Source organism: Streptomyces sp. NPDC032940 (assembly GCF_040636935.1).
Classification (GTDB): domain Bacteria; phylum Actinomycetota; class Actinomycetes; order Streptomycetales; family Streptomycetaceae; genus Streptomyces.
The window spans coordinates 397,806-411,649 of the sequence record NZ_JBEZVJ010000003.1 but is presented as its reverse complement, the minus strand read 5'-3'; the positions used below and the strand labels follow the sequence as shown (position 1 = coordinate 411,649).

Below are 13,844 nucleotides of genomic sequence, written 5' to 3'. Positions count from 1 at the left end.
CGTGAGCCGCCGGCCGGGTGACTTCTCGGTCGCGCGAGTATTCCGTCGCGCGAGTTCTCCGTCGCGCGAGGCGGGTGGCCGGCCCACGCGGTGGAGCGTACGGGTCCGGCGGCTCGGAACCCAGCGGGTTTCCCGTTCGCCGGAGCCGGCGTCAGCCGCCGCACTGGCGCAGCATCGCCTGCCGGTCCGGTGCGGTCACCGCCAGTTCGTACTTGACGGCGACCTGGGCGAACCGCACGGCGTAGGCGCACCGGACGCCCTTGCTCGGGGGCAGCCAGGAGGCGGGCCCGGAGTCGCTCTTGGCCGAGTTGGCCCGGCCCTCGACCGGGATGAGATTGAGCGGGTCGTTCGCGAGCTGCCTGCGCTTGCTCTCCGGCCACCGCGCGGAGCCCATCTGCCAGCTGTACGACAGCGGCACGACGTGGTCGATCTGGACCTCGCTCGCCTTCTGCTTGCGCCACTCGATCGTCGTTCCCGTGTACGGGTCGTGCAGCGTCATCGCGATGACGACACAGTTGGAGCCGGACCGGAAGCGCACCTTCTCGCCGTCGCGTTTCAGCAGGTCGTTGCGGGTGTCGCAGCCGTTCCTCGCCAGCGGCACCCCGTCGGCGGTGTCCATCCAGGCGTAGCCGAACTCGTCCCGGTCGTACCCGGTCTTCGGGCCGCGCCCCTTGGTCTTCAGGGTCTCGATGAGCTCCCGGGCCGCGGCCCGGTCGGTGTCGGCCGCGACCGGGGCGAGGCCCGGACGGGTGCCGTCGGGGTTGCGCAGCGGGCTGACGGCCCGCCCCGCGGCCGGTGCCGCGGCGCCGCCGCCCGACGGCGAGGCCCCGTCGCCGTCGAGACCCTCGCACCCGGCCACGAGGGCCAGGGTGAGCGCCGCGCCCGCGGCCCCTGCGGTACGGATCCTGCCGAGCCGCCTCATACGCGCCCCTCCCCTTGCTGTTTCGCCGCCACCACCGTAGCGAGACGGAGGTTCAGACCATAGGGGGCCTCGGTGGGCGTGCGGGACATATCCGGCGTACGGTCGGAGGTGAGTCACGTCTCGGAAGGAGCGCCGCATGGGCTTCCTCGACAAGATGAAGAGCATGGCCGGCAAGGACAAGGACCGCTCTCGCAAGATGTCCGACACCGCCGAGCGCCAGGTCAACCAGCGGACCGGCGGCAAGTACGAGAAGCAGGTCGACGCCGCGCAGCAGCGCGCCGAGGACCAGATGGGCATCGGGCGCGAGCGGGGCGGTGACCGGCCGGAGCGGCCGTAGGCGCGCTCCCCCGCATCGCGTACGCATACGGCGAAGCCGCCCACGGGGCACAGTCCCCGTGGGCGGCTTCCTGCGCCCGCCCGTGGCAGCGGGGCGGCTACGACCCCAGGATCGAGGTCAGGAACTCGCCCACCCATGCCAGCAGTTCGCGGCCGAGGAGCGGCTTGCCGCCCACCTTCGCGGTCTTCGGACGGGGCACCAGCACCTGGTGGGCGGTCGCCTTGACGACCGTGCCCGGGTACAGGCGCTTGAGGCGCAGCTCCTGCGACTCGCGCAGCTCCACCGGCGCGAAGCGGATGTTGTTGCCCTGGAGCACGATCTCGCCGACCCCGCAGGCCCGCGCCAGCATCCGCAGCCCCGCGACCAGCAGCAGGTTCTCCACCGGTTCCGGCAACTTGCCGTAGCGGTCGACGAGTTCCTCGCGTACGGCCTTGACGTCCTCCTCGCTGTTGGCGGAGGCGATGGACCGGTACGCCTGGAGCCTCAGCCGCTCGCCGGGGGCGTAGTCGTGCGGGACGTGTGCGTCGACGGGCAGCTCGATCTTGACCTCGAGCGGCGGCTCCTCCTCGACACCGCCCTCCAGGGAGGCCCGGTAGTCGGCGACGGCCTCGCCGACCATGCGGACGTACAGGTCGAAGCCGACGCCGGCGATGTGGCCGGACTGCTCGCCGCCGAGCAGGTTGCCCGCGCCGCGGATCTCCAGGTCCTTCATCGCCACGTACATGCCCGCGCCCATCTCGGTGTGCTGGGCGATGGTCGCGAGCCGCTCGTGCGCGGTCTCCGTCAGGGGCTTCTCCGGCGGGTACAGGAAGTACGCGTAACCGCGCTCGCGGCCACGGCCGACCCGGCCGCGCAGCTGGTGGAGCTGGCTGAGTCCGAAGTTGTCGCCGCGCTCGACGATGAGGGTGTTGGCGTTGGAGATGTCGATGCCGGACTCCACGATCGTGGTCGACACCAGCACGTCGAACTTCTTCTCCCAGAAGTCGACGACGACCTGCTCCAGAGCCTGCTCCGACATCTGGCCGTGGGCGGTGGCGATCCGCGCCTCGGGCACGATCTCGCGGAGCTTGGCCGCCGCGCGGTCGATGGACTCGACGCGGTTGTGGATGTAGAAGACCTGGCCCTCGCGCAGCAGCTCACGGCGGATGGCGGCGCCGATCTGCTTGTGCTCGTAGGGGCCGACGAAGGTCAGGACCGGGTGGCGCTCCTCGGGCGGGGTCGTGATCGTGGACATCTCGCGGATGCCGGTGACCGCCATCTCCAGGGTGCGCGGGATGGGCGTCGCGGACATGGTCAGCACGTCGACGTTCGCGCGCAGCTTCTTCAGCTGCTCCTTGTGCTCGACGCCGAAGCGCTGCTCCTCGTCCACGATGACGAGGCCCAGGTCCTTGAACTTGGTCTCGGAGGAGAACAGCCGGTGGGTGCCGATGACGATGTCCACCGAGCCCTCGCGCAGGCCCTCCAGGGTGGCCTTCGCCTCGGTGTCCGTCTGGAAACGGGAGAGCGCCTTCACGTTCACCGGGAACTGCGCGTACCGCTCGCTGAACGTCCCGAAGTGCTGCTGCACCAGCAGGGTGGTGGGGACGAGGACGGCGACCTGCTTGCCGTCCTGGACGGCCTTGAAGGCGGCGCGGACCGCGATCTCCGTCTTGCCGTAGCCGACGTCGCCGCAGATCAGGCGGTCCATCGGGACCGTCTTCTCCATGTCCTCCTTGACCTCGGCGATGGTGGTCAGCTGGTCCGGGGTCTCCGCGTAGGGGAAGGCGTCCTCCAGCTCGCGCTGCCAGGGCGTGTCCGCGCCGAAGGCGTGCCCGGGTGCCGCCATGCGGGCGCTGTAGAGCTTGATCAGGTCGGCGGCGATCTCCTTGACGGCCTTCTTGGCGCGGGCCTTGGTCTTGGTCCAGTCGGCGCCGCCGAGGCGGTGCAGGGTGGGGGCCTCGCCGCCGACGTACTTGGTGATCTGCTCCAGCTGGTCGGTGGGGATGTAGAGCCGGTCGCCGGGCTGGCCGCGCTTGGCGGGGGCGTACTCCACGACCAGGTACTCGCGGGTGGCGCCCTGGACGGTGCGCTGGACCATCTCGATGTAGCGGCCGACGCCGTGCTGCTCGTGGACGATGTAGTCGCCCGCCTCCAGAGTGAGCGGGTCGATGGTCTTGCGGCGCCGGGCGGGCATCCGGGCGCCCTCGCGGCCGGCGGCCTTCTGCCCGGTGAGGTCGGTCTCGGTGAGTACCGCGAGCTTGAGCGCCGCATCGACGAAGCCGTGGTCGATGGAGCCGCAGGACACGTGGACGACGGAGGGGGACAGTTCGCCCAGGTCTCCGTCGAGGCGGGCGGGGACGCCCTCGCCGCCCAGCACCTCGACGGTGCGGGCCGCCGGGCCGTGGCCCTCGGTGAGGTAGACCGTGCGCCAGCCGTCGGACAGCCAGCCCTTGGTGTCGGCCAGGGCCCTGGCGGTGTCGCCCCGGTAGGCCTCGGGGGCGCGCATGCCCAGCTTGAGGGTGTCGGCCTCGTCGAGGGCGTCGTCGGCGGCGAACGGCGACACCGACCACCACATCATGTCCAGCTCGCGGGCCCGGTCCCGGACGTCCGCGATGGACCACAGGGAGGCCGCGTCGACGTCGATCGGCGCCTCGCCGCCGCCCGCGGTGGCGGCCCAGGAGGCCTGGAGGAACTCCTGCGACGTGGCGACCAGGTCGGCGGCACGGGTGCGCACGCGCTCGGGGTCGCAGACGACCGCCATGGCGCCCTTGGGCAGCACGTCGAGCAGCAGCTCCATGTCGTCCACGAGGACGGGCGCCAGGGACTCCATGCCCTCCACGGCGATGCCCTCGGCGATCTTGCCGAGCAGTTCACCCAGCTCGGGGTGGTCCTCGGCGAGCGCGGCGGCCCGCTCCCGGACCTCGGGCGTCAGCAGCAGCTCGCGGCAGGGCGGGGCCCACAGTCCGTGCTCGGCGATCTCCAGGGAGCGCTGGTCAGCGACCTTGAAGTAACGGATCTCCTCGACGTCGTCGCCCCAGAACTCGACGCGCAGCGGGTGTTCCTCGGTGGGCGGGAACACGTCGAGGATGCCGCCGCGCACCGCGAACTCGCCGCGCTTCTCGACCAGCTCCACACGCTGGTACGCGGCGGCGGCGAGGGCCTCGACGATCTCGTTCAGGTCGGCGGTCCGGCCGGTCCGCAGCGACACCGGCTCCAGGTCGCCCAGGCCCTTGACCTGGGGCTGGAGCACGGAGCGCACGGGGGCGACGACGACCGAGACGGGGCCGGTCTCCGGGTCGTCGGGGCGGGGGTGGGTCAGGCGCCGCAGGACGGCGAGGCGGCGGCCCACGGTGTCGCTGCGCGGGCTGAGCCGCTCGTGCGGGAGGGTCTCCCAGGAGGGGTACTCCACGACGCCCTCGGGCGGCAGGAGGGAGCGCAGGGCCGCCGCCAGGTCCTCCGCCTCACGGCCGGTCGCCGTGACCGCCAGGACGGGGCGGTTCGTCTCGCGGGCGAGCGCGGCGACCGTGAAGGGGCGGGCCGCGGGGGGACCGACCAGGTCGACGTGCATGCGGTTGCCGTCGGCGGCGGCGGTGATCGCTTCCGCGAGGGCGGCGTCCTTGACGACGGCGTCGAGCAGACCGTGCAGGCTCATTCGGGGCGCTTTCCGTCCGGGGATGTTCAACACGACGGGCCCGACGCGCGCTGCGGGCCGGGGGTGTCCAGCGTACGTCGCTGCGCGGGCGGGTGCGGGGGCTGTGGACCCGTCCCCGTCTGTGGACGGGTGCGCCGGCGTCGTGGCGCGGTACCAGGGGGCTCCGCCCCCTGGTACCCCCGGCCTTCGCCCACCACCACCCGACTCGGTGGGCCGGAAGGTGAGCGAAAAGGAAGCCCGGCACCGGAATCCCCTCGGACTCCGGTGCCGGGCCTCTCCCCCGCAACCCCCGTGTGCGGTGGTTCTGGGGTGCTACTCCGTCGCGATGGCGTTCAGGACGTTCATGCGGCCCGCGCGGAACGCCGGGATCAGGGCGGCGAACAGGCCCACGAAGGCCGAGCCGATGAACACGCCGGTGATCGTCGGCCAGGGGATGTCCAGGACGTTCAGGCCCTCCAGGGCGAGCAGCTTCTGGGCCGTCGTGCCCCAGCCCATGCCCAGACCCAGGCCCAGCAGGGCACCGAAGAGGGCGATGACCACCGACTCCATGCGGATCATCCGGCGCAGCTGGCGGCGGGAGAGTCCGATCGCCCGCATCAGACCGATCTCCCGGGTCCGCTCGACCACCGACAGGGCCAGGGTGTTCACCACGCCCAGGACCGCCACGATGATCGCGAGGGCGAGCAGGCCGTAGACCATGTTCAGCAGCTGGCCGACCTGGTCCTTGAGCTCCTCCTTGTAGTCGGTCTGGTCCCGCACCTGGTACTGCGGGTACTGGTCCAGCGACTTCTTCAGCGCCGCGTACGCCTCGGTCTCCTGGCCGTCCTTCGCCTTGGCGAACATGATCATGTTCGGCGGGACGCGGTCGGCCGGCAGGTACTTCTTCATCGTGTCGATGCTGATGTACCGGGCGCCCTGGTCGATCGCCACGTCGTCGCTCGTGATGGCGGCGACCTTCAGCCTCGCCGTCTCGCCGCCCTTGAAGGCGACCGAGATGGTGTCGCCGACGTGCACGCCGTGCTTCTCGGCGTAGTCGGAGCCGACCGACATCGCGTCGGCGCCGTAGGCGGCGTCCAGGTCGCCGGCGGTGGTCTCGCGGCGCACGTCCTTCGCGTACGTCGGGTCGGCGGCGGTCAGGCCGTCGTCGTCCTTCTTGCCGTCGGGAGAGGTCAGCGTCGCGTCGAGCACCTTGTAGCGGGTGACGTGCTCCAGGCCGGGCGTGGCCTGCATCTTCTTCTCGGCCTGCGGCACGATCCGCTGGTTGCCCTCGACGATGAAGTCCGCGCCGACCGTCTTGTCCAGCTCGCTCGTCGCCGAGGCGACCATCGAGGAGCCGACCACCGACAGGCAGGCCACCAGGGCCAGGCCGATCATCAGGGCGGCGCCCGTGGCGCCGGTGCGGCGCGGGTTGCGCAGGGCGTTGCGCTCGGCCATGCGGCCGACGGGGCCGAAGGCCCGCAGCAGCACCGCGCTGATCACCCGCACGACCGCGCCGGCCAGCAGCGGGCCGATCACGACGAAGCCGATCAGGGTGAGGACGATGCCGATGCCCAGCATCGACGCGCCGTCGCTCGCCGTGTCCGCCGTGCCGGCCGCGTACAGGGCGGCGACACCGGCGCCGGTGAGGACCAGGCCGATCAGGCCGCGGAGCCGGCCGGCCTTGCCGTCGGCCGGCGTACCCGCGTCGCGCAGGGCGGCCATCGGGGAGACCTTGCCGGCACGGCGGGCCGGCAGATAGGCGGCCAGGACGGTGACCACGACGCCGAGGACCAGGCCGGTCACGGGCGTCGCCGTCTTGACGGTCAGGTCGTCGGTGGACAGGTTCATGCCCGCCGCCGACATCAGCTTCATCAGGCCGACGGCGATCCCCACACCGGCGGCGACACCGAGGACGGAGCCGACGACGCCGAGGAACAGCGCCTCGACCAGCACCGAGCGGTTGACCTGCCGCCGGGAGGAGCCGATGGCCCGCATCAGGCCGATCTCGCGGGTGCGCTGGGCGACCAGCATCGAGAAGGTGTTGATGATCAGGAAGATGCCGACCAGGAACGCGATCCCGGCGAAGCCGAGCATGGCGTACTTGATGACGTTCATGAACTCGCCGACGTCCTCGCGGTTCTCGTCGGCGGTCTCCTTCGCCGTCTGCACCTTGACGGTGCCGCCCAGGGCGTCGGCGACGCGTCGCTTGAGCTGCGCGTCCGGGACGCCGGCCGCGGCGGTCAGGTTGAGCTGGGTGAAGCGGCCCTCGGCGCCGAGCAGTTCACGCTGGGCGGTCGGGGTGTCGAAGTAGACGACGGCCGCGCCGGGGTTGGTGACGGTGAAGGAGGCGATGCCGACGATCCGCGCCTTGAAGTCGCCGGTCTGCGCGATGGTGCGCAGCTCGTCGCCGATCTTCAGGTGGTGCTTGTCGGCGGTGTCGGAGTCGATCATCGCCTCGGTCGGGCCGCGCGGGGCGTGCCCGGAGGTGATCTCCATCGACCGGAGGTCGTTCTTCGTCCAGTTGCCGGCGATCGTCGGGGCGCCGCTGGTGGCTCCCACGTTGTCGTTGTCGCTGTTGACGACGGTCACGTTCATCGAGGCGACCGCGCCCTCGGCGGCGGCGACGCCCTCGACCGAGCGGACCTTCTCCAGCGTGGCCGCGGGCAGGGACTCGGGCACCCCGTTCTGCGGTGTGTCCTCGGCCTTGGCGTCCTTCGGGCCGACCGTCACGTCGGACGAGGTGACCGCGAACAGCTTGTCGAAGGTCGTGTTCATGGTGTCCGTGAACACCAGCGTGCCGCACACGAACGCCACCGACAGCAGCACCGCCACCGCCGAGAGCGCCATCCGGCCCTTGTGCGCGAAGAAGTTGCGCATGGAGGTCTTCACGACGGTCATGACGTGCGCCCCCGGGCGTCGAAGTCCTTCATGCGGTCCAGGACGGCCTCGGCGGTCGGCCGGTGCATCTCGTCGACGATCCGGCCGTCGGCGAGGTACAGCACCCGGTCCGCGTAGCTGGCGGCCACCGGGTCGTGGGTGACCATCACGATGGTCTGGCCCAGCTCGTCCACCGAGCGGCGCAGGAAGCCCAGCACCTCGGCGCCGGCCCGCGAGTCGAGGTTTCCGGTCGGCTCGTCACCGAAGATGATCTCCGGCCGGGCGGCGAGAGCCCGGGCGACGGCGACGCGCTGCTGCTGGCCGCCGGAGAGCTGGGTCGGGCGGTGCTTGAGCCGGCCGGCCAGGCCCACCGTCTCCACGACCCGGTCCAGCCAGGCCCTGTCGGGCTTGCGGCCGGCGATGTCCATGGGCAGCGTGATGTTCTCCAGGGCGTTCAGCGTCGGCAGCAGGTTGAACGCCTGGAAGATGAACCCGATGCGGTCCCGGCGCAGTTGGGTGAGCTTCTTGTCCTTGAGACCGGTGATCTCGGTCTCGTCCAGGTAGATCTGTCCGCCGGTGACGGTGTCGAGACCGGCCAGGCAGTGCATCAGCGTCGACTTGCCGGAGCCCGACGGCCCCATGATCGCGGTGAACTGACCGCGGGCGATGTCCACGTCCACATGGTCGAGGGCGACCACCCGGGTCTCCCCGCTGCCGTAGGCCTTGACGACCTGCCGTGCCCGCGCGGCAACGGCTGTACGCCCTCCGGTGCTCCCGTGCAGGGGAGTGGTTACGGCCGATGTCATGTCAAGTCTCCTATGTCGGTCATCGGGTGAGCCGTCGGTGCCGGCGGTACGGGTACCGCTGAAATGCCGTGTGTCCGTGGTGCCGCGTCGGTGCTGCCGCGTCGGTGGGTGGTGCCGGGTGCGCCCGCCGCGTCCTACGTCGAAGAGTCTGGCCGGAACCAGGGGCCGGGCGCGCTGGTGCTCAGCGCACTCTTTCGCTGGGGAAAACCCCACCCCCACTGGTCCGGTTCGCCGCCCCCCAGCGGCGTAAAGCCAGATTAAGGACCGGCCGGGGGCTGTCTCGTCCTCCGTCGGTACGAACCCTCCCCGGGCCGTAGTACGGAGGTACCCCTAGGGGCTGTCCACCCGTCGGTGGAGTTCTCCTAGGGGTAAGTCTCAGCCCGTGGACGCACCCAGCCTCCACCCTCCCGCAACGTGAGGCTCAAGTGGCAGGCTGAGCCCGGCAGGTCGATGCACGGGGCACACATCAGGGTCCCCGGGTGGACACGAGGGAGGACCCGGGGTGGGCGGTACCAGACCCGCGGTACGCGAGACCGCGTCCGGCGGCGGCACGGACCGGCGCGGCGCGGTCGTCGCCGCGTTGATGCTCGCGATGGCCCTGGCCGCCCTGGACTCGACCATCGTCTCCACCGCCGTCCCGCAGATCGTCGGCGACCTGGGCGGCTTCTCCCTCTTCTCGTGGCTCTTCTCCGGCTATCTGCTGGCCGTCACCGTCACCCTCCCCGTCTACGGCAAGCTCTCCGACACCTTCGGCCGCAAACCGGTGCTGGTCGTGGGCGCGGCCCTCTTCCTGCTCGGCTCCCTGCTGTGCGCGCTCGCGTGGAACATGGCCGCCCTGATCGCCTTCCGGGTCGTACAGGGCCTGGGCGGCGGCGCCCTGCAGGGCACGGTGCAGACCCTCGCCGCCGACCTGTACCCGCTGAAGGAACGGCCGAGGATCCAGGCCCGGCTGTCCACCGTGTGGGCGGTGTCGGCGATCGCGGGGCCCGGCCTGGGCGGCGTGCTGGCCGCCTACGCCGACTGGCGCTGGATCTTCCTCGTCAACCTGCCGATCGGCGCCCTCGCCCTGTGGCTGATCGTCCGCCACCTGCACGAGCCGCCGCGGGAGGCGTCCGGTGCGCGCCCCCGGGTCGACTGGGCGGGCGCCCTGGCCGTGTTCGCCTGCGGCGGCGTGCTGCTCACCGCCCTGGTGCAGGGCGGCGTGGCCTGGCCGTGGCTGTCGCCGCCCTCCCTCGCCCTGTTCGGGACGGGGCTCGTGCTGCTGGCGGCCGTGGTGGTGATCGAACGCCGGGCGGCGGAGCCGATCATCCCCGGCTGGGTGTGGCGGCGCCGGACGATCGCCGCGGTGAACCTCGCGCTCGGCGCGCTGGGCCTGCTGATGGTCGCCCCGACCGTGTTCCTGCCCACCTACGCCCAGTCGGTGCTGGGCCTGGCCCCCGTGGCCGCCGGTTTCGTGCTGTCCGTGTGGACGCTGACCTGGCCCGTGTCGGCGGCGCTGAGCCAGCACGTGTACCGCAGGATCGGCTTTCGCAACACGGCGATGCTGGGCATCGGCGCCGCGTCCCTGATCCTGCTCGCCTTCCCCTTCCTGCCCTACCCGGGCGAGGCCTGGCAGCCGATGCTGCTGATGCTGCTGCTCGGCGCCGCGCTCGGCCTGTTCCAGCTCCCGCTCATCGTCGGCGTCCAGTCGACGGTGGGCTGGTCGGAGCGCGGCACGGCGACCGCGTCCGTCCTCTTCTGCCGCCAGACCGGGCAGACCGTCGGCGCGGCCGTCTTCGGCGCGATCGCCAACGGCGTGCTGGCCGCGCGGCTCGGCGGCGCGAGCGACCTCGACTCGGTGACCCGGGCACTGGACACGGGCGCCCCCGCCCAACCCGTACGCCGCGCGATCGCCGAGGCCGTCCACGCGGTCTACCTGGGCGCGGCGGGCGCGGCCGCCCTCGCCTTCGTGGTGCTGCTGGTGGTGGCGCCGCGGAGGTTCCCGGTGCTGAAGGACTGACCGGGCGGGACGGTTGTGCCGGTGCCCTGCGCGAGCGGCGCGACGGTGGGCCGCGCACCCGAGGTCACGGCATACCGACCGCTCAGTTCGCCGAAAGGGTCCCGCGACGGCGAACCGGCGAGTAACGTGCGTGGCCCTCCACCCCCCACCTCCCTGCGGTCCGCCCGCGGACCCCAGCCGCGCAAGGAGCACCGGGATGTCCTTCGACCCGTACCCACCACCACGGCACGGCGCGCCACCGCCCTACGAGCCCTCCCCGGCGTACCACCCCGCCGCGTCCCACGGCACGCCCCCCGCTCACGACGCCGCCGCGCCGTACGGCACCGCCCCGGCGTACGCGGTCCGCTCCCGGCAGCCGGCCGGGCACCACAGCGACCTGCGCGTCCTGCGCGGCGCGTACCGCCGGCAACGGCGCACGGCCACCTTCGCCGCGCTCGGCTACTTCCTGCTGTTCCTCCTCCTGTCGGCGTTCGCCCCGTCGTCCCTCACCGGCGAGGTCACCGGAGGACTGCCCCTGGGCCTGCTGCTCGCCCTGCTCCAACTCCCCGTCACCTGGCTGGCGATCGCCCTCTACGAGCACACCGCGCGCCGCACCGTGGACCCGCTCGCCGACCGCATCCGCCGCGACAGCGCGGCGAACTCCGGGCGGGAGGGGGCATGGTGACCGGATTCGACGACAACGCCCAGGCGATGGCCCTGGTCGCCTTCACCGCCATCGCCACGGTCACGCTGCTGCTGTGCGTGATGACCGGCCCGGACCGGGACGACCTGGACGAGTTCTACACCGGCTACGGGTCCCTGTCGCCGATGCGCAACGGCCTGGCCATCGCGGGCGACTACATCTCCGCGGCGACCGTCCTCGGCACGAGCGGCGTGATCGCCCTGTTCGGCTACGACGGCGTCGTGCTCGCGCTGAGCACCGCGCTGTCCCTGCTGCTGCTCATGTTCCTGATGGCCGAACCGCTGCGCAATGCGGGCCGGTTCACCATGGGCGACGCGCTGTCCCGCCGCACCCCGGCGCGCAGCGTGCGCGTCGCGGCCTGCGTGGTGACCATCGCCGCGCTGCTGCCGATGATGCTGGTGCAGCTGGCCGGCACCGGGCAACTGCTGTCGTTCCTGCTGGGGTTCACCAGCGAGTCGGTGCAGACGGGCTGCATCGTCGGCGTGGGCGCGCTGATGATCAGTTACGCGGCGATCGGCGGGATGAAGGGCACCGCCCTCATCCAGATCCTGAAGATCGTGATGCTGCTCGGATCCGGCGCGGTGGTCACCGTGCTCCTCCTCGACCGCTTCGACTGGAACCCGGGCGCCCTCTTCGACGCCGCCGCCCGGAACAGCGGTGCCGGCCCCGCCTTCCTGCACCCCGGTCTGCAGTACACCGCCGGACCCCACCCCGGCCTCGACATGGTCTCCGCCCACCTGGCCGTGGTCCTCGGCGGCGCCTGCCTGCCGCACGTCACGATGCGCATGTACACCGCATCCAGCGCCCGCCAGGTGCGCCGGTCGATGTCCTGGGCGGTGTCGCTGGTGGCGCTGTTCGTGCTGGTCGTCACCGTCGTCGGCCTCGGCGCCACGGCGCTGGTCGGCCGCGAGACGGTCGCACGGATCGACGCGGCCGGCAACACCGCCTACCTGCTGGGCTCACGGGCCGCCTTCGGCACGGACGTGACCATGGTGGAGACCCTGCTCTTCACCACCGTCAGCACCGCCCTGTTCCTCACCCTGCTCGCCTCCGTCGCCGGCATGATCCTCGCCTGCGCCAACTCCCTGGCCCACGACGTGTTCGCCACCCGGCGCCGTGAGCTGACGCCGCGCCGCGAGATGACCCTGGCCCGGCTGTCCGCCCTGGCGGTGGGCGTGCCCGCGATCGCGCTGGCGACCCTGGTGCAGCACCGCAGCCTGCAGCCGCTGGCCACCCTGTCCTTCTGCCTGGGCGCGTCCGCCCTGTGCCCAGCCCTGGTCTACAGCCTCTTCTGGCGCCGCTACACCCGCACGGGCCTGCTGTGGACGCTGATCGGCGGCACCGTCGCGGTCCTGGTGCTGATGCCGGGCACCAGCCTGGTCTCCGGCACCCCGGTGGCCGCCTTCCCGGACGCCGACTTCAACTGGTTCCCGTTCACCACCACCGGGCTGGTCTCCATCCCGGCCGGCTTCGCCTTCGGCTGGCTCGGCACGGTGGTCTCGGGCCGGGACAGGACCGACGAGCAGCGCCGCCGGTACGAGGCCCTGGAGGCGGGGCTCCTCGCGGGGGCGGTGCGCAGGGGCGACTGACACCGGGCACGCGCCGGCGCCGCCGACGGGACGTCACTCCACCCCGCGGCCCGTCAGCGTGCCCAGGCGGCCGCGGGAGGAGCTGATCTGGTCCTGGACCTCGTCCCAGCGCTCCCCGTGCTCGCGCAGCACCCGCTCCGTCTCCCGGGCGATCCGCTCCGCCCGTGCCCGCGCCGCCGCGAGCGCCTCCGCGGCCTGGGTGCGCGCCTCCTCCTGCCGGCGCCCGGCCGACTCCTCCGCCTCGGCCAGGGCGCGCCCCGCCTCGGCCAGCGCCCGCTCGGCGCGCGCGATCAGCTCCTCGTGGTGGGCGTCCAGGGCGGCCGCGCAACCGGCCGCCTCCCGCTCGGCCTCCGCCCACCGTGCCGCCTGCCCGGCCGCCTGCTCGTCGAGCAGCGCGGAGCTGCGCCGCCGCGCCTCCCGCACCGCGGCCAGCGCCGCGCGCCGCCCCGCCCGTACCTCGCGCCGGGCCGCGATCCGCACCTCGTCGGCCTCCGCCCGCGCGGCCAGCAGCCGCTCCCGGGCCCAGGCGTCGGCCTCCGCCCGTACGGCGTCGGCGTGCGCCCGCGCGCACTCCCGGACCTCGGCCGCGGCGGCCCGTGCCCGGTCCACCAGCTCCTGCGCCCCGCGCCGTCCGCCCTCCCGTACGGCGTCGGCCTCCTCCTGCCCGAGCCGGAAGAGGCGGTGCGCCCGTTCGCCGAGCGACGCGTAATCCTGCGGGGCGAGTCCGGCCACCGTCTCCCGCAGCCGGTCCAGCCCGGTGCCCATCTCGCGGGCCAGCACGGTGAGCCGGGCGGCCCGCTCCCAGGCGGCGTCACGCTCCCGCGACAGGGCCTCGGCACACGCGTCGACCTGTTCGGGACGGTAACCGCGCCCTCGTACGGTCACGAAACCGTGCGGCGACACCGATGCGCTGCTCATGCCGGAACCCCTGTTTCGCCCGATCCACTGACAGACTTCCGCGATGTCCGGACATCTTTACGGATCAGACGTAAACACTCATAACGCGACACTCCGCGCGAAGC

At 72.5% G+C, this 13,844-nt stretch carries 9 protein-coding genes; 4 read left to right on the top strand and 5 right to left on the bottom strand.

Annotation, left to right across the window (positions count from 1 at the left end):
- Positions 1-151 precede the first annotated feature (151 nt).
- A complete protein-coding gene (locus AB0E77_RS06835; protein WP_361566554.1) occupies positions 152-922 on the bottom strand; it encodes an HNH endonuclease family protein in 771 nt (256 codons plus the stop codon).
- Positions 923-1,058: 136 nt separating this feature from the next.
- Between AB0E77_RS06835 and AB0E77_RS06830 the strand changes: the two genes are divergently transcribed.
- On the top strand, positions 1,059-1,259 hold the full coding sequence (locus AB0E77_RS06830) for an antitoxin (RefSeq protein ID WP_361566551.1): 201 nt from the start codon (positions 1,059-1,061) through the stop codon (positions 1,257-1,259).
- 97 nt (positions 1,260-1,356) lie between these two features.
- On the opposite strand, the gene mfd is transcribed toward AB0E77_RS06830, so the two are convergent.
- The 3 genes from mfd to AB0E77_RS06815 form a co-directional block, all read right to left on the bottom strand.
- Positions 1,357-4,890, bottom strand: coding sequence for a transcription-repair coupling factor (gene mfd, locus AB0E77_RS06825; protein ID WP_361566549.1), 3,534 nt, complete (start codon positions 4,888-4,890; stop codon positions 1,357-1,359).
- A gap of 312 nt (positions 4,891-5,202) precedes the next feature.
- Positions 5,203-7,767 (bottom strand): FtsX-like permease family protein, encoded by a 2,565-nt coding sequence (locus tag AB0E77_RS06820; protein ID WP_361566546.1) that lies wholly within the window; start codon positions 7,765-7,767, stop codon positions 5,203-5,205.
- A complete protein-coding gene (locus AB0E77_RS06815; RefSeq protein ID WP_361566544.1) occupies positions 7,764-8,552 on the bottom strand; it encodes an ABC transporter ATP-binding protein in 789 nt (262 codons plus the stop codon). The genes AB0E77_RS06820 and AB0E77_RS06815 overlap by 4 nt, the downstream gene beginning before the upstream one ends.
- Positions 8,553-9,054: 502 nt before the next feature.
- Between AB0E77_RS06815 and AB0E77_RS06810 the strand changes: the two genes are divergently transcribed.
- From AB0E77_RS06810 to AB0E77_RS06800, 3 genes are all read left to right on the top strand, one after another.
- A complete protein-coding gene (locus AB0E77_RS06810) occupies positions 9,055-10,551 on the top strand; it encodes an MFS transporter (protein WP_361566541.1) in 1,497 nt (498 codons plus the stop codon).
- 196 nt (positions 10,552-10,747) lie between these two features.
- Positions 10,748-11,215, top strand: a complete 468-nt coding sequence (locus AB0E77_RS06805; protein ID WP_361566539.1) for a DUF485 domain-containing protein — start codon at positions 10,748-10,750, stop codon at positions 11,213-11,215.
- Complete coding sequence (locus AB0E77_RS06800; protein ID WP_361566536.1) at positions 11,209-12,822, top strand: cation acetate symporter; 1,614 nt, start codon at positions 11,209-11,211, stop codon at positions 12,820-12,822. The genes AB0E77_RS06805 and AB0E77_RS06800 overlap by 7 nt, the downstream gene beginning before the upstream one ends.
- 33 nt (positions 12,823-12,855) lie before the next feature.
- Here the strand turns inward: AB0E77_RS06800 and AB0E77_RS06795 are convergent, their stop codons facing one another.
- Positions 12,856-13,740: a cellulose-binding protein gene (locus tag AB0E77_RS06795; RefSeq protein ID WP_361566533.1), complete on the bottom strand. Its 885-nt coding sequence runs from the start codon at positions 13,738-13,740 to the stop codon at positions 12,856-12,858.
- Between the last annotated feature and the right edge of the window lie 104 nt (positions 13,741-13,844).